At 72.2% G+C, this 16192-nt stretch carries 14 protein-coding genes and 1 pseudogene; 9 read left to right on the top strand and 6 right to left on the bottom strand.

The window, feature by feature from the left end; all coding sequences use genetic code 11:
* Nucleotides 1-226: 226 nt before the first annotated feature.
* From AB0B85_RS08515 to AB0B85_RS08500, 4 genes are read right to left on the bottom strand one after another with little or no spacing between them, the layout of a single operon-like run.
* On the bottom strand, nt 227-1480 hold the full coding sequence (locus AB0B85_RS08515; protein WP_357404996.1) for an MFS transporter: 1254 nt from the start codon (nt 1478-1480) through the stop codon (nt 227-229).
* Nucleotides 1481-1520: 40 nt separating this feature from the next.
* Nucleotides 1521-2102 (bottom strand): isochorismatase family protein, encoded by a 582-nt coding sequence (locus AB0B85_RS08510; protein ID WP_357404994.1) that lies wholly within the window; start codon nt 2100-2102, stop codon nt 1521-1523.
* Nucleotides 2103-2151: 49 nt separating this feature from the next.
* Nucleotides 2152-3438, bottom strand: a complete 1287-nt coding sequence (locus AB0B85_RS08505) for a nicotinate phosphoribosyltransferase (protein ID WP_357404992.1) — start codon at nt 3436-3438, stop codon at nt 2152-2154.
* A gap of 16 nt (nt 3439-3454) precedes the next feature.
* Nucleotides 3455-6133 (bottom strand): LuxR C-terminal-related transcriptional regulator, encoded by a 2679-nt coding sequence (locus AB0B85_RS08500; RefSeq protein ID WP_357404990.1) that lies wholly within the window; start codon nt 6131-6133, stop codon nt 3455-3457.
* Between the two features lie 195 nt (nt 6134-6328).
* Between AB0B85_RS08500 and AB0B85_RS08495 the strand changes: the two genes are divergently transcribed.
* The 9 genes and pseudogenes from AB0B85_RS08495 (at nt 6329) to rdgB (ending at nt 13353) form a co-directional block, all read left to right on the top strand.
* The gene (locus AB0B85_RS08495) at nt 6329-7885 is read left to right on the top strand and encodes a hypothetical protein (RefSeq protein ID WP_357404989.1); all 1557 of its coding nucleotides are present in this window, start codon (nt 6329-6331) and stop codon (nt 7883-7885) included.
* Nucleotides 7886-8033: 148 nt separating this feature from the next.
* Nucleotides 8034-8324: an ATP-dependent Clp protease adapter ClpS gene (clpS, locus tag AB0B85_RS08490; RefSeq protein WP_110565539.1), complete on the top strand. Its 291-nt coding sequence runs from the start codon at nt 8034-8036 to the stop codon at nt 8322-8324.
* A 2-nt stretch (nt 8325-8326) separates the two neighbouring features.
* Nucleotides 8327-8821, top strand: coding sequence for a DUF2017 domain-containing protein (locus AB0B85_RS08485; RefSeq protein ID WP_357405300.1), 495 nt, complete (start codon nt 8327-8329; stop codon nt 8819-8821).
* Between the two features lie 52 nt (nt 8822-8873).
* A complete protein-coding gene (locus AB0B85_RS08480) occupies nt 8874-9362 on the top strand; it encodes a M67 family metallopeptidase (protein WP_357404986.1) in 489 nt (162 codons plus the stop codon).
* A 66-nt stretch (nt 9363-9428) separates the two neighbouring features.
* A pseudogene (locus AB0B85_RS08475) lies at nt 9429-9728 on the top strand (MoaD/ThiS family protein); the annotation flags it as partial.
* Between the two features lie 182 nt (nt 9729-9910).
* A complete protein-coding gene (locus AB0B85_RS08470; RefSeq protein ID WP_357404984.1) occupies nt 9911-10876 on the top strand; it encodes a pyridoxal-phosphate dependent enzyme in 966 nt (321 codons plus the stop codon).
* Between the two features lie 224 nt (nt 10877-11100).
* Nucleotides 11101-11844 carry an MBL fold metallo-hydrolase gene (locus AB0B85_RS08465; RefSeq protein WP_357404982.1) on the top strand — a complete coding sequence of 248 codons (744 nt, stop codon included), beginning with the start codon at nt 11101-11103 and terminating at the stop codon, nt 11842-11844.
* 169 nt (nt 11845-12013) lie between these two features.
* A complete protein-coding gene (gene rph / locus AB0B85_RS08460; RefSeq protein ID WP_357404980.1) occupies nt 12014-12739 on the top strand; it encodes a ribonuclease PH in 726 nt (241 codons plus the stop codon).
* Nucleotides 12736-13353 carry an RdgB/HAM1 family non-canonical purine NTP pyrophosphatase gene (gene rdgB / locus AB0B85_RS08455; RefSeq protein WP_357404978.1) on the top strand — a complete coding sequence of 206 codons (618 nt, stop codon included), beginning with the start codon at nt 12736-12738 and terminating at the stop codon, nt 13351-13353. Before rph ends, rdgB begins: the two co-directional genes overlap by 4 nt.
* Nucleotides 13354-13415: 62 nt before the next feature.
* Here rdgB and hutH read toward each other — a convergent pair whose 3' ends face one another.
* Entirely contained in the window at nt 13416-14954 is a 1539-nt protein-coding gene (gene hutH / locus AB0B85_RS08450; RefSeq protein WP_357404976.1) for a histidine ammonia-lyase, read from the bottom strand.
* A complete protein-coding gene (gene hutI, locus AB0B85_RS08445; protein WP_357404974.1) occupies nt 14951-16150 on the bottom strand; it encodes an imidazolonepropionase in 1200 nt (399 codons plus the stop codon). The genes hutH and hutI overlap by 4 nt, the downstream gene beginning before the upstream one ends.
* Nucleotides 16151-16192: the final 42 nt, after the last annotated feature.

Raw genomic sequence — 16192 nt, 5'->3', positions numbered from 1 at the left:
GGGTCGGGGTGATTCGGAGTGCCCTTCGGCCTGCCGAGGGCTGTGACCTGATGAGCTTGATTCCGCTGTGGCATCTAGATTCCGCTGCGGCATCACTGTCTCCCGCCGCCCGCCGCCCGCTGCCGGCCGCCCGCTGCCGGCCGCCCGCTGCCGGCCGCCCGCTGCCGGCTGCTCGTCGCCCGTTGCCCGCTGTCCGCCGGAGGGCAGCGACGCTGGGGTGCTGCCGTCAGCGAGCGGCGGAGGTGAGGTCCGCGTCGACCGGCGGTGGGGTGGCCGCGGCGGCGCGGCGGCGACGCAGCTCGATCGGGAGTACCACAAGGGTGATCAGGGCGCCGAGCGCTCCGGTGACCGCGAAGCCCCATGGTGGCGAACTGGCGTCGATGACCGCGCCGGCGAGCGGAGCGCCGACAGCGATGCCGACGGTGACCGCCGACCCGTGCAACCCCATCGCCTCTCCGCGTACCTGGGCCGGGACCAGGCGGCTCACCGCGTCGGAGCCGGCCGCGATTGTCGGCGCGCAGAGCGCGCCGGCCGGGATCAGCGCCAGGCACAGCAGCCACCAGTGCGCACCGCCCAGCCCGACCGGGATGGTGAACAGGGCAAGTGCGGCGGTCAGTACCAGCGGGGAGAACGAACGGTGCACGGCACCGTAGGCGAACCCGCCGACCAGCGAGGCGACCGCCCAGATGGTGAGCACCGCGCCGGTCCAACCGACCTCTCCGCTGGCCCGCAGGACGGCGACCACCGCCACGTCGGTGCCGCCGAGCACCAGGGTCGCGGCGGCGCTGAGCGCCAGCACGGCGAGCAGCCGAGGTGTCAGCCACTCCCGGCGGGGCGTCCGGCGTTGCGGGCCGGTGACCTCGGCCGCCTCGGCCGCGTCACGGATCGGTGGGTTCACCAGCCACAGGGCGATCCCGGCGGCGACGATGCCGCCGCCGACCAGGTACATGGTGGTCTGCGCGGAGATCGCGGTGACCAGCGCCACTGCCAACGCCGGGCCGATCATGAAGGACAGTTCCACAGACATCGAGTCCAGCGCGTACGCCGGGCGGCGTTGGTCCTCCGGAACCAGCGCCGCGATCGACTGACGGACCACCGAGAAGATGGGCAGGGCCAGGGAGCCGGCCACGAAGGCAGCCGGCAGCAGCACCGGGTACGGCAGTCCGGGTGCGGTGGTCCAGAAGATCGCCTCCGCGATGCCGGTGAGCACCAGGACCGGGCGCAGGCCACGCCGGTCCACCAGCCGGCCCAACAGCGGGCCACCGATCGCCGCACCCACGGTGACCGCCGCACCCACCAGGCCGGCGGCCCCGTAACCGCGATGTAGGTCGAACACCACGTGGAAGGTGAGCGTCACCCCGGTCGCGGTGAGCGGGATGCGGGCGAGGACGGCGACCACCAGCAGCGATCGCAGGCCGGGCAGGGCGAGCGCCTGCCGGTAAGGCTTCATGTTCACGTGGGTCCGTACCTCCGGCGACATCCTCAACCGGCGGCGTCCCGATGGCCAACCAATTACGGTGCTATGCGGTCCTGATCACAGGTCGGCCGTGCAAGGTCACCCCGGCGCCGTCCATGGCGCGCAGTGCCACGTCGGTGGTCGCCGGAGCGACGGCGGCGGTCAGTTCGAGCAGCACGGTGGTGGCGAAGCCCTCCCGGGCGGCGTCCAGCGCGGTCGCCCGGACGCAGTGGTCGGTGGCGATGCCGACCACGTCCACCCGGTCCACATCGTGCCGGCGCAGCCAGTCGGCCAGGCACTCGCCGTCTTCGGCGTGCCCCTCGAACCCGGAGTACGCCGCCGCGTGCTCGCCCTTGTGGAAGATCGCCTCGACCCGGCCGGTGTGCAGCTCGCTGTGGAACTCCGACCCGCTGGTGCCGACCACGCAGTGCCTCGGCCAGGACTCCACGAAATCCGGCGGATCGCCGAAGTGCGCACCCGGGTCGACGTGGTAGTCCTTGGTGGCGACCACGTGCGACCACCGCTCCGGCTCGGCGGCGAGCAGCCGGGAGATGCCGGCGGCCACCTCCGCACCGCCCTCGACGGCCAGCGAGCCGCCCTCGCAGAAGTCGTTCTGCACGTCCACGATGATCAGAGCGTTGGCCACCGGGGTTCCTCTCCTCACGGTCTGTCTGCGGCAGTGGTGTTCGACGTGCTCAGTCGGCGGGTACGACGGAGACCGGCACCGCCGGGTCGCCGGCCGACAGCTTGAGCCCCTCCCACGGGATGGAGATCAGGCATTCGCGCAGGTGCTCCCGCGACTCGTCGAGGGTGGGCAGCCACGCCGGTTCGCCGGCGACGGCGTACGAGTGTTGGAGCATGCGGTCGTTGGGCTGCCGGTCCGGTACACCCTGCGGCACGATGATCTCCTCGGTGGCGGTGCCGGTCGGCTTGTGCCGGCGGACCGCGACCTTCCGGCCGCCGATTGTCGCCTTGTGTTCGGAGCGCTTCACCACCGGCCGCCCCTCGACCTCGACGAGCTTGTAGACCAGCCCGGCGGTCGGGGCGCCGGAGCCGGTGACCACTGCCGTGCCGGCACCGTACATGTCCACGGGCTCGGCGGCGAGCGCGGCGATCGAGTACTCGTCCAGGTCACCGGAAACGATGATCTTGGTTTCGGTGGCTCCCAGCGAGTCGAGCAGTTCCCGCGACTGCTGGGCGATCACCGCCAGGTCACCCGAGTCGATCCGTACCGCCCGCAGCTCCGGCCCGGCCACCGCTATCGCGTTACGGATGCCCTGGCTGATGTCGTACGTGTCGACAAGCAGCGTCGTGTCCTTGCCCAGCGTGGCGACCTGCGAGGCGAACGCCGCCCGCTCGTCGTCGTGCAGCAGGGTGAAGGCGTGCGCCGCCGTGCCCGCCGTCGGGATGCCGTAGCGCGCGCCGGCGGCGAGGTTGGACGTGAACCGGAAACCGGCCAGGTACGCGGCCCGCGCCGCGGCCACCGCCGCCTCCTCGTGAGCCCGGCGCGACCCCATCTCGATAAGCGCCCGCCCCCGCGCCGCGGTCACCATCCGTGCCGCCGCCGCGGCCACCGCGCTGTCGTGGTTGAGCACGGAGAGCGCCAGCGTCTCCAGCACCACGCACTCGGCGAAACCGCCGGAGACGGTGAGGATCGGTGAACCGGGGAAGAACAGCTCACCCTCGGCGTACCCGTCGATGTCGCCGGTGAAGCGGTAGTCGGTGAGCCAGGCCGCGGCCGCGTCGTCGACCACGCCGGTCCGCCGCAGGAAGTCGACCTCGGTGGGGTCGAACCTGAACTCGCGGATCAGTTCGATCAGGCGGGCCGTGCCGGCGACCACGCCGTAGCGGCGGCCGCTCGGCAGCCGGCGGCTGAACACCTCGAAGACACACCGGCGGTCGGCGGTGCCGTCCTTCAGTGCGGCGCTGACCATGGTCAGCTCGTAGTGGTCGGTCAGCAGCGCGGGGCGGTTGATGCTCACCGCCCCAGCCTAAGGTTCAGTCGGCGTCGCCGTCGTCGTGGCCCGGGATCGCCCGCAGTGCGGCCCACAGCTCGGCCCGGCCGGTCACGCCCAGCTTGCTGTAGATCCGCTGGAGGTGATTCTCGACGGTGCGGGCCGAGAGGTAGAGCTGTTCCGCGATGGCCCGGCTGGCTATGCCGTTCGCGGCGAGACGGGCCACCTGCCACTCCCGCTCGGTCAACACCGGTGCCCCGGCGTGCAGCGCCGGCGTCCGGATCACGTCACAGCGCCCGAGCAACCCGGCCAGCCGTTCCCGGGCGCTGTTGGTCGCCGTCGAGTTCTGCCGGCGCAGCCGCTGCACGGCCTGGGCGGTGGCCTCGGCGGCGTACACGGTCAACTCCAGCGCGGCGTAGTCGTCGGCGACCGCGAGCAGATCCGTTGCGCAGTCGGTCACCGCCGCGCGGGCGTGCCGGGCCAGCAGCGGCGGGATCACCCCGTCGACCCGCTCGGAGAGCTCGGCCAGGCGCTGCGCCACAGTGCGCCGACCACCGTCGGAGCAGGTCGGTCCGACCGGCATGCCGGCCTGCTCCAGCCGGACGAGATCATGCAGGACGAGCACCTCGTGCCCGGCGAAGCCGTCCGAGCGCAGCCGGTCCACCAGGTCACCGAGGTGCTTGATCGCACCCGGCAGGTCACCCGACGTGGCGAGCACCGCACCCCGGGCCTGCTCCAGCCACGGGTAGAGCACCGCCATGCCCGGCGCGTGGGTGCGGTCCGCCTCGGCCATCGCCGCCGCGGCCTGGGCGGCGTCGCCACGCAGCGCGGCCGACTGGGCTCGCTCGGCCTGGGCCAGACCGGCGTAGACCCGGCTGGTGGCCAACACCGCGCAGGCACCGAGCGAGGCGCGGGTGGCGACGTCGCTCTGCCCGCGCAACCGGGCCGCGTACGCCTGGAGGATGGCCAGGTAGCCGGTGCCGAGCCGGAAATCGCCGGCGTCGGCGAGGTCGGCGAACTCGTCGGCCACTATCGCGTCGATCCCGGCCAGGTCTCCGCTGAGCATCAGCCGGGTGCCGCGGGCCAGCTCCAGAGCCAGTTGCAGGTACGGCATGTCGGTGCGCCAGGTGGCGACGGCCGAGTGCACCTGGGCGATAGCCGTGCCGCTGTGGGTCAGCTGGCCCTGCGCGGCCTGGACGTACGCGATGGTGCAGCGGGCCAACTCGCGGGCGGCGACGCCGGCCGCCGGCCGGTCCAGCACCTGTTGGCTGAGCCGTACTGCGGTGGTCGTGTCCATCCGGTGCAGGCGCATGATCGCCTCGAAGGCGTGCACCCGGGACCGGTCCGCCGAATCCTTGAGCTGCTCGACGCGGCTGGCGATCTCCTCCACGGTGGACTGTTGGCTCAACCCCCAGTAGCTGACCATTCCGCGTACGGTCAGCCAGCGGCAGTAGCGCCGTTCGTCGCCGGGCTCGGGGGTCACCGCGTCGAGGACGTCGATGGCCTCCTCCGGCCGGTCGGCGAACATCAGAATGGTGGCCAGCAGCTCCGCCGCGTCGGACCCGCCACCGGCGTGCAACGCAGCCCGCGCCAGGCGGGTCGCCAGCGGCACGTCGTAGCGGGTGAACGCCTGGACCGCCGCGTCCACGAGCAGGGCCGGATCCTGTGCGGTGCCCGAGTCGAGGCGCCACACCGCGACCCGCAGCAGGTCGTCGCGGCGGCGCTTGCCGACCTGTTCGAGAAGCTCCGCGAGGTGTGCCTGAAGCCGGCGGGTGCGGCTGACCGGGCAGCGGCGGCGCATCACCTCGCCGTACAGCGGATGGGCCAGTCGCACGTTCGTCCGTCTGTCGTTCTGGACCACGCTGATCAGCCCGCGCTCCTCGGCGGTCTCCACGTCGACCTGGTCGGCGGCCTGCTTGAGCAGGTGCAGGCCGAGTGGTTCGCCGAACGCGACAAGCTCGACGACCGCGCGGACGCCGTCGGTGAGTTTGCCGACCCGGGTGTCGATCAGGTCGGTCAGGTTGGGCGCCAGCTCCAGCCGTCCGGTCCACTTCCAGAGCCCGTAGGTCTGCTTCAGCTCCGAGCTGCCGTTGGCGGCGTGCACCAGCTCCCGCAGCAGCAGCGGATTGCCGGCCGACAGCTGGCCCAGCCGGTCGGCGGAGTTGGCGTCGACCGGGCCGCCCAGCATCTCGGCCAGCAGACCGGCGGTCTCCGCGGGTGGCATCGGGGTCAGCTCGACGTGCTCGACCAGGTCGTCGGTCCAGAGTGCGCGGATCGGCAGTGGGATCTGCTCGCCGTCGCGCAGGGTGCCGACCACAGTGGCGTTCTCCGCGCGGGCGACCAGGTGGACGAGTGCCGCCGAGGGTGGATCGAGCAGGTGCGCGTCGTCGATGGCGAGCACGATCCGTCGACCGGCCGCCTGCTGTTGCAGCACGTTGAGCGCCCAGCGCAGGATGCCGGCCGGGGAGAGGCCCTGGGGCTGCTCGGTGGGAAGGACCTGCACCAGCCCGCCGAACGGCAGGGCCGCGGTGGTGGCGCTTGCCGCGATGGACCAGATCGCGAAGCGTTCGGTGGGCAACGTGCTGACGCCTTCGCGGAGCAGCCGGCTCTTGCCGATCCCGGCGCTGCCGCTGAAGAAGAGCCCGCGGCCAGCCTCGCCGGTCACCGCCGCCATCAGGCGGTTGAGCTCATCGGTCCGGCCGACGAACTTCCATCGACTCATTCGCGCAGCATATCGACCGGAATCCGTCCGCGCCCGCATCGTCACTCAACGAAGTTGAGTAGCCGCACAATTACCGCTGAGTATCTGAGGTGTTCCACCTGGTTGCCGGCCCGCCCGTAGTCTTCCGGCAGCCGGGTTTTTCGACCGGGTTTCACCTGGCCGGGCGTCCGGCCACCTGCCACGGGAGGCCGCCTGATGAAGCAGGGCCCCCTCTCCTCGGTCGACTCCTCGGACGACGTGGCCGGCCCGAGCGATCCGCCGAGTTGCGGCCCGCTGCCCGCGCGCGTCGGCGTGACCAACCCTGGCCCGGAGGAGCCGCTCGGCGTGGTGGCGGTCGGTCCGGCCGGCGCCGAACGACGCGCCGTGCTCGCCTCACTGCTCGCGCTCGACCCGGTCATGCTCACCGTGCCGTCGGGCAGCTGGTTGCTTGTGCGAAACGCCAAGGTGCCCACCCGGGCGGCGTTCGTGCCCGGCTACCGCCAGCCCCACTCGTACGGGGCCGACCGACACGCCGCCGGCCCGGCGTTGGCCCGTCCACCCCGGCGGGTCGAGCTGAGCGTGCCCGAGCCGCTGCTGCGGCACTTCACGCTCATCGACGTGCCGGACACCGGGACGCTCGGGGTGTCCGGCCGGCAGGTGCTGCTCGACGCGGTGGGCCGGGCCGGCGCGATGCTCTTCGTGATCGCCGCCGACCAGGCGTTCACGGCGGCCGAGCTGAACCTGCTCGCCGAGGTCGCCTCGACCTCGGTGAAGGTCGTCTTCGCGGTGACCCCCGGTGCGGCAGGGCGGTCCCCGCTGGCCGAAGGTGCGGCGACAACGGAGGACGCGGGGGCGTCCGTCTCGCCGGTCGATGGTCAGGCGACCGAGGTGGACGCGGCGGCGGTGACAGTGGCGGCTCACCGTGCGGCGCTGCTGGCCGCGGTGCCGGCGCTGGCTGACGCGCGGTGGTTCCCGGTCGACGCCCACTCCGGCGACTCCGCGGCCGACCTGCGGCGGGCGTTGGTGGGCTGGGCGTCGGAGGAGGGGTTGCGGCGGGCCAGCGTCGAACCGCCGGTCCTGCCGGGGCAGCATGATCGGGTGGCCGTGGCCGCCGATCCGGGGGACTGGTCCGAGCGGCTCGACCGGCAGACCCGGACGTGTGCTCAGCGGATCCGTCAGCACCTCGCCCTGGAGTTGGCGAACATCCACCTGCGGGCCGTCCAGGAGATCGTGTTCGGGGTCGGCTGCGCGGGCCTACCGGATCTCCTGGATCGGGAGATGGCGGCGTTGTCGTTGTTGGCCACCGCGCAGTGTGACCAGGCGGTGCGCGGCATCGTCGCCGACGCCGCGGCCCGGGTGCTCGGCGCGCCACCTGTCGAAGGAGTGCGGCGGCGGATCGCCACCGCCGTGCGGTACGGCCTGGTCGACGACCGGCCGGGCCAGGAGTTGGACAACGTCCTGCTGATCACCAGCACAGCCGGGGTGGCCGGATTGACCGGCCCGGAGGCGATCGACGCCCTCGCCCACTATCCGACGGTGTTCCGCGACGAGGTGCTTCCGCCGATGGCGGTGGCGCTCTCCGGCGGGTGCTGGCAGCAGTGGCGGATGCCCGGCAGGGACGACCACAACGCGGCGCGAGCCTGGTCGCAGCGCGCGGTGCGGGAGGTCGAGTTGGGGTTGTCCCGGGAGATATCCCGACGGTTCGAGGTGATCCGCCTCTCGCTGGGCGTGGTGCTCTCCGATGCAGTCGATCACGGCATCCTGCTCGCCTGACGGTGGGGCCGCCCCCTGGTCCGGGTCCACGCCAGACCACGGATCCGCGGACGCCCGCGGCGGGTCGGCGGGGTCTCAGGTGCACGATCCGCGCCCGGCCGGCGTTCCGGTTCCTCGGTTCCGGGAAACCGGTGGCACGATGGGGGACATGGCGGCTCCACAGGTTGCACCGGTCGAGACGCCGGACACTGACGAGGTGCCGGCGGCTGACCGGCAATGGGTGACGATCGTGTGGGACGACCCGGTCAATCTGATGACGTACGTGACCTGGGTCTTCCAGAAGCTTTTCGGCTACAGCCGGGAGAGGGCCGAGCAGCTGATGCTTGACGTGCACCACAAGGGCCGGGCAGTGGTCTCCACGGGTGCCCGGGAGCGGATGGAGCACGACGCGTCGCAGCTGCACGCGTACGGGCTGTGGGCGACGGTGGATCGGTCGTGAGCATGTTCCGTCGTCAGGCCGGCCACTACGTCGCCACCTTCGCTGTCGACGAGGTGCGGGTGCTGCGCAAGGTCGCCTCCGAGGTGGTCGGCCTGCTCACCGATGGTTTCGACCACACCGACCCGGTCGTGGGTCGGCTCTTTCCGGCGGTCTACCCGCAGGACGCGCCGGGGACCGCCGAGTTCCGGCGGTACACCGAGGGCGATCTGAAGACTGCGAAGATCGATCAGGCGGGGGCGATCCTGGCCGCGTTGCCCGACGACGCCGGTGGTGAGGTGCGGCTGGACGCCGAGGCGGCCGAGGCGTGGTTGCGGGCGTTGAACGACGCCCGGCTCGCGATGGGTGTCCGGCTGGAGATCAAGGACGGCACGGACCTGGGCGAGGAACTGGACGACGCGGTCGCCGAGGACCCGGGTTCCAGCCGGGTGTTCCAGCTTTCGGTCTACGCGTATCTCGGATATTTACAGGAGTCGCTGCTCAACGCCTTGATCGACTAGGCGTGACCGGCACCACTTCGGCCCGCGCTCATCAGGCGTTAAGGTGGTCCTCGTGCTGAGCATCGACCGGTCGATCGTCGACGCGATCGTCGCCCACGCCCGCCGGGATCATCCCGACGAGGCGTGCGGCGTGGTCGCCGGTCCCGTCGGCAGCGACACCCCGACCCGGCACATCCCGATGGACAACGCCGCGCGATCGATGACCTTCTACGAGTTCGACTCGATGGAGCACCTGCGCGTGTGGCGGGAGATGGACGACCGGGACGAGGAGCCCGTTGTCATCTACCACTCGCACACCGCCACCGAGGCGTACCCGTCGCGGACGGATGTCTCCTTCGCCGGTGAGCCGGGCGCGCACTACCTGCTCGTCTCGACCCGCGATCCCGACTCGGAGGAGATCCGCTCGTTCCGGATCGTCGACGGTGTGGTCACCGAGGAGCCGGTCCGGGTCGTGGAGGCCGGGGTGGACCCGCATGCCGTCCAGTCCTACATGTTCGGGCAGAGCCCGGCGACGGTCGACTACGAGTGTTCCGGCCGCTGATCCGTCAGCGTCCGCTCTCGTCCTGTCCCGTCACCGTAGGCACACCCGATCGAGGAGTTCGACATCATGGCCATTGAGGTTCGCATCCCCACCATCCTGCGCAGCTACACCGGCGGCGCCAAGGTCGTCGACGGCGCCGGCGACACCCTCGCCGAGCTGCTGACCGACCTGGATTCCCGGCACGGCGGGCTGCGGGGCCGGCTGATCACCGAGGCGGGCACGCTGCACCGCTTCGTCAACGTCTACGTCAACGACGAGGACGTCCGTTTCCTCGGCGCCCTGGACGCCAAGCTCTCCGAGGGCGACAGCGTCACCATCCTGCCCGCCGTGGCCGGCGGCGCGTTCGGCTTCGCCGCGGCGGCGGCGATCAGCTCGCACAGCGCCGCGGCGGCGGCGATCAGCTCGCACAGCGCCGCGGCGGCGGCGATCAGCTCGCACAGCGCGGCGGCGGCGGCGATCAGCTCGCAGAGCGCCGCGGCGGCCGGTTCGCACCGCGCCGCCGACGTGCTGGTCCGCGGCACCGTCGCGGCTCGCTGAGGCCGGCCGCCATGGCGCGGTACGACAGCCTGCTCGACGCCTGCGGGGGCACGCCGCTGGTCGGCCTGCCCCGGCTCTCCCCGACGGTGTCCGACGGGGCGCCGCCGGTGCGCCTCTGGGCCAAGCTGGAGGACCGGAACCCGACCGGCAGCATCAAGGACCGCGCCGCGCTGTTCATGGTCCGGGCGGCGGAGGAGGCCGGCCGGCTCCGGCCGGGTGACACCATCCTCGAACCGACGAGCGGCAACACCGGTATCTCGTTGGCGATGGTCGCCAAGTTGCGCGGCTACCGGCTGGTCTGCGTGATGCCGGAGAACGTGTCCACCGAGCGGGTCCAGCTGCTCCGGATGTACGGCGCCGAGATCATTTTCTCGCCGGCGGCGGGTGGTTCCAACCAGGCGGTCGCCACCGCCAAGGTGATCGCCGCCGAGCACCCGGACTGGGTGATGCTCTACCAGTACGGCAACGAGGCCAACGCGCGGGCGCACTACGAGACGACCGGGCCGGAGCTGCTGCACGACCTGCCCAGCATCACGCACTTCGTGGCCGGGCTGGGCACCACCGGCACTCTGATGGGCACCGGGCGCTACCTGCGGGAGAAGGTCGAGGGCATTCAGATCGTGGCGGCCGAGCCGCGCTACGGCGAGCTGGTCTACGGCCTGCGCAACATCGACGAGGGGTACGTGCCGGAGCTGTACGACGCCTCGGTGCTCTCCCGGCGGTTCTCGGTCGGCACCCGGGACGCGGTGCTGCGTACCCGCCAACTCGTGGAGGTGGAGGGCGTCTTTGCCGGCTTCTCCACAGGTGCCATCCTGCATGCCGCGCTGGCGGTGGCGCACGAGGCGGTGCGTGACGGCCGGCGGGCCGACGTGGCCTTCGTGGTCTGCGACGGTGGGTGGAAATACCTGTCCACCGGCGCGTACGGCGGCACGCTCGCCGATGCCGAGGACGCCCTGGAGGGGCAGCTCTGGGCCTGACCGATTCGGTCTGCCGACTACGGGCCGTCGACATTTTGTCGGCGGCCCGTCCGCTTGCCGGCGTACCGCGAGCGGGTGTCACGTTCGTGACACCTTCCAGCGGATGATTCTTGCTGCCGCCTGCGCCAGCGTAGGCTGCGCAGCGTGACGCAGGCGTCGGTAGAGATCATGGCCGGGACCATCGCCGGCGCGGGTGCTACTGATAGTGACAGCGAGACCACTCGATGCGACTGACAGTCCTTGGGTGCGCCGGCAGTTTTCCTGGCCCCGAGTCGCCCTGCTCGGCCTATCTCGTCGAGGCTGACGGCTTCCGGCTGCTTGTCGACTTCGGTTCCGGTTCGATGTCCAGCCTCCAGCGGTACGCGGGGCTGCACGCCCCGGACGCGATCCTGCTGACCCACCTGCACTGCGATCACATCCAGGACGCCGTGACGTACGTGGTGGTCCGCCGGTACGCCCCGGAAGGCCCCCACCCCGCCCTGCCGATGTACGCGCCCTCCGGTGCTCCCGAACAGCTCAGCGCGGCGTACCACGACGACGGCCCGTTGGAGGACGTCTACCAGTTCTACGCGCTCGAACCGGGCACCTTCCCGATCGGCCCGTTCACGGTCACCGTCGACCGGGTGAACCATCCGATCGAGACGTACGGGGTGCGGCTGGAGCACGACGGTCGGTCGCTGTGCTACTCGTCGGACACCGCGCCCTGCGACGCGTTGCTGCGGTTGGCCCAGAACGTCGACGCCTTCCTCTGCGAGGCGAGCTTCCTCGACGGGGTCGACAATCCGCCGGATCTGCATCTGACCGGCCGGGAGGCCGGCGAGGCGGCGACCAAGGCGGTGGTGGGTCGGCTGCTGCTCACCCATCTGGTGGCGGCCTGGGGCAGCGAGGCGCACACCCTGGAGTCGGCCGCGGCCGCGTACACCGGACCGATCGACGTGGTCCGCCCCGGCGCCAGCTACGACATCTGACGCACCGGGTCCCGGTTCGCGCGACCGCGCCCCTGCCCCACCGTCGGCCTGCGGGCCGAGGAGTTCGGCTGGCCGGCGGCGGTCGCCGGAATCCTCCGGGTACACGGCGCGGCCACTTCTCGGGGACACCCCGGCCGAGGTGGATCAGCGCACCGCATAGGGTGCAGGGATGGCGCGACCTGACGGGCGAGGGCCCAATCAACTTCGACCGGTGACCCTGACCCGAGGCTGGAGCACCCATCCGGAGGGCTCGGTGCTCGTCGAGTTCGGCGGCACCCGGGTGCTCTGCACGGCGAGCGTCACCGAGGGGGTGCCCCGTTGGCGCAAGGGTTCCGGCCTCGGCTGGGTGACCGCCGAGTACGCGATGCTGCCCCGGGCCACCAACACCCGCTCCGACCGGGAGAGCGTCAAGGGCCGGGTCGGTGGCCGTACCCACGAGATCTCCCGGCTGGTCGGCCGCAGCCTGCGGGCCAGCATCGACCTCAAGGCGCTCGGCGAGAACTCGATAGTGCTCGACTGCGACGTGCTCCAGGCCGACGGTGGCACCCGCACGGCCGCGATCACCGGCGCGTACGTCGCGTTGCACGACGCGGTGAACTGGCTGGCCGGCCGCAAGGCGTTGGCAGGTAAGCCGGAGAAGGTGATGCACCGGTCGGTGGCCGCGGTCAGCGTGGGCATCATCGCCGGGGAGGCGCGGCTGGACCTCTGCTACGAGGAGGACGTCGCCGCCGAGGTGGACATGAACGTGGTCTGCACCGGCGCGGGTGACTTCGTCGAGGTGCAGGGCACCGGCGAGGCGGGCGTGTTCGCCCGCGACCAACTCGACAGCCTGCTCGACCTGGCCGTGGCCGGGTGCGCGGAGCTGGCCGAAGCCCAGCGGAAGGCTCTCTCATGAACAAGGTCCTGCTCGCCACCCGTAACCGTAAGAAGCTCGTGGAGCTCCAGCGGATCCTGGACGGCGCGCTCGGCGCGCAGCGGATCGCCCTGCTCGGGCTTGACGACGTCGAGCAGTACGCGGAACTGCCGGAGACCGGCCTGACCTTCGGCGAGAACGCGCTGATCAAGGCGCGGGAGGGCTGCCGGCAGAGCGGGCTGCCGACCATCGCCGACGACTCGGGGCTCGCGGTGGACGCGCTCAACGGGATGCCCGGGGTGTTCAGCGCCCGCTGGTCCGGCCGGCACGGCGATGACCGGGCCAACCTCCAGCTGGTGCTGGACCAGATCGCCGACGTGCCCGACGAGCAGCGCGCCGCCTCGTTCGTCTGCACTGTGGCGTTGGTGCTGCCCGGCGGCAAGGAGCACCTCGTCGACGGTCGGCAGCCGGGGCGGGTGCTGCGCGTTCCGCGCGGTGACGGCGGGTTCGGCTACGACCCGATCTTCCTGGGCGACGGACAGGACCGGACGAACGCCGAGCTGACCCCGGCGGAGAAGGACGCGATCAGCCACCGGGGTAAGGCGCTTCGCGAGCTGGCCAAACTGGTCGCCAAGGTGCTGCCGCCCGCCGCCTGACGTGCGTGAGGTGCTGTCGTCCGCCGCCTGACCCGCGGCGGACGACAGCTACCTGACGGAGCTCAGCCCAGCGGGCCGACCTCCCGTTCGATGGCGGCACGCAGCTCCGGGCCGGCGACCACGGCACGGGCCGCCTCCATCACGGGGGCGAGGAACACGTCCGGGCCGGGCTCACCGGCCGCGCCGCCGAGCGCGGCGACGGCCGCCCGGCCGGCCGGGGACGGCTCCAGCGGAGCACGCAGTTGCAGACCGCGCACGCCGGCCAGCAGCTCCACCGCCAGCAGGCTGGTGAGGTTGTCAAGCACGGTGCGCAGCTTCTTCGCCGCCGCCCAGCCCATCGAGACGTGGTCCTCCTGCATGCCGCTGGTGGGCAGTGAGTCCACCGAGGCCGGGGCGGCCAGCCGACGGTTCTCGGCGACGATCCCGGCCGCCGTGTACTGGGCGATCATCAGCCCGGAGTTGACTCCGGCGTCGGGGGAGAGGAACGCCGGCAGCTCGCGGGAGCGGGTGACGTCGAGCAGCCGGTCCACCCGCCGCTCGGCGATCGCGCCCACCTCGGCGGCGGCGATGGCGAGGAAGTCCGCGGCGAAGCCGAGCGGTGCGCCGTGGAAGTTACCTGTCGACTCGACCCGCCCGTCCGGCAGCACCACCGGGTTGTCCACAACGGACACCAGCTCCCGGCCCGCGACCGTACGGACGAAGTCCAGGGTGTCGCGGGCGGCGCCGGCCACCTGCGGGGCGCACCGCATCGAGTACGCGTCCTGCACGGCGTGCGCCAGGTCGTCGCGGTGCGAATCCATCACCCGGGAGTCCTGCAACAGCCGGTGGATGTTCGCCGCCGACGCCGCCTGACCGGGATGCGGCCGGATGGCGTGCAGCTCGGGCAGGAACGGCCGCTCGGAGCCGAGCATCGCCTCGATGGCCAGCGCGGCCGTCACGTCGGCCATGGCGAACAGGTGCGCCGCGTCGTGGCTGGCCAGCAGCAGCATGCCGAGCATGCCGTCGGTGCCGTTGATCAGCGCCAGCCCCTCCTTGGCGGCCAGCTCGATCGGCTTGAGCCCGGCGGCGGTGAGCGCGTCGGCCGCGTCCTGCCGCTCGCCGGTCGGGCCGAGCACCCAACCCTCGCCGAGCAGCACCAGCGCGCAGTGCGCAAGCGGCGCCAGGTCACCGGAGGCGCCGAGCGAGCCGTGCTCCGGCACCCACGGGGTGATGTCGTGGTTGAGCAGGTCGACAAGGGCCTCCGCGACGAGCGGCCGGACCCCGGAGCGACCCAGCGCGAGGGACCGGACCCGCAGCAGCATCATGGCCCGGACCACCTCGCGTGGCATCGGGGCACCCACCCCGGCGGCGTGCGAGCGGATCAGCGCGTGTTGCAGCTCGGCCCGCCGCTGCGGGGCGATGAAGGTGTTGGCGAGCGCCCCGAACCCGGTGGAGACCCCGTAGACGGGCCGGCCCGACGACTCGATGCCGTCCACGATGGCCCGGCTGGTCGCCATCGCCTCGATGGTGGCCGGGGCCAGGACGACAGTGGCGGTGCCGCGAGCCACCGCCAGCACGTCGTCCGCGGTGATCCCGGTGGGGTGGATTGTCACGTTCGTCATTGCGGAACTCCGTTGCGTATTACCTGGCGGATCAGGGGTACCCCGGGCCGGTAGGCCAGGTGCAGGTGAGACGGCGCGTCCAGGATCACGAGATCGGCCCGCGCGCCGGGGGTGAGCACGCCGATGTCGTCGCGACGCAGGGCCCGCCCGCCGCCGGCGGTCGCGGCCCAGACCGCCTCCGCCGGGGTCATCCGCATCTCGCGGACCGCCAGGGCCACACAGAACGCCATCGACGAGGTGTACGACGAGCCGGGGTTGCAGTCCGTCGCCAGCGCGACTGTGACACCGGCGTCGAGCAGCCGGCGGGCGTCCGGGTACGGCGAGCGGGTGGAGAACTCGGCGCCGGGAAGCAGGGTCGCGACTGTGGTGGTGTGCGGGCCCTCGTGGCACATGCAGACGACCTGACTCGACGCGAGCGCGTCGATGTCGGCGTCGGACAGGTGGGTGCAGTGGTCCACGCTGGCCGCGCCCAGCTCCACGCCGAGCTGTACGCCCGGCCCGGGGCCGAGCTGGTTGGCGTGCACCCGCACACCGAGCCCGAGGGCCTGCCCGCAGGCCAGGATGGCCCGGGCGTGGTCCACGTCGAAGGCACCCCGCTCACAGAACACGTCGATCCACTTCGCGTGCGGAGCGGCGGCGGCCAGCATCGGCCCGCAGAGCAGTCCGACGTAGTCGTCCGGACGGTCGGCGTACTCGGCCGGCACCACGTGCGCGCCGAGAAAGGTGGTCTCCTCGGTGACCTCGGCGGCGATCCGCAACGAGCGGGCCTCGTCGGCGACGGTCAGCCCGTACCCACTCTTGATCTCCATGGTGGTGGTGCCCTGGCGCAGCGCCTCCCCGCGCAGCCGGCGCACTGTGGCCCGCAGCTCGTCGTCGCTGGCGGCCCGGGTCGCGCGGACAGTGGTGCGGATGCCGCCGCCGGTGTAGGGCTCACCGGCCATCCGGGCGGCGAACTCGGCCGACCGGTCCCCGGCGAAGACCAGGTGGGCGTGGCTGTCCACGAAGCCGGGCAGCACGGCGGCCCCACCCGCGTCGAGCCGCCGGTCGGCGGCCGGCGCGGTCGCGGACGACCCGACCCAGGCCACCCGGCCCTCCTCGACAAGCACTGCGGCGTCGCGGCGGATGCCCAGCGGGCGCGTGCCGGGGCCGTTGGTGACCAGTTCCCCGATGTTGTCGACGAGCAGGCTGCCGCTCACGCGGGGCCTCCTTCCGTTCGCGACTGCGGGGCTCGCAGAATC

Origin of the sequence: Micromonospora sp. NPDC049044 (genome assembly GCF_040649215.1) — a bacterium.
Taxonomy (GTDB): domain Bacteria; phylum Actinomycetota; class Actinomycetes; order Mycobacteriales; family Micromonosporaceae; genus Micromonospora.
This window is presented reverse-complemented; position numbering and strand designations above follow the sequence as displayed.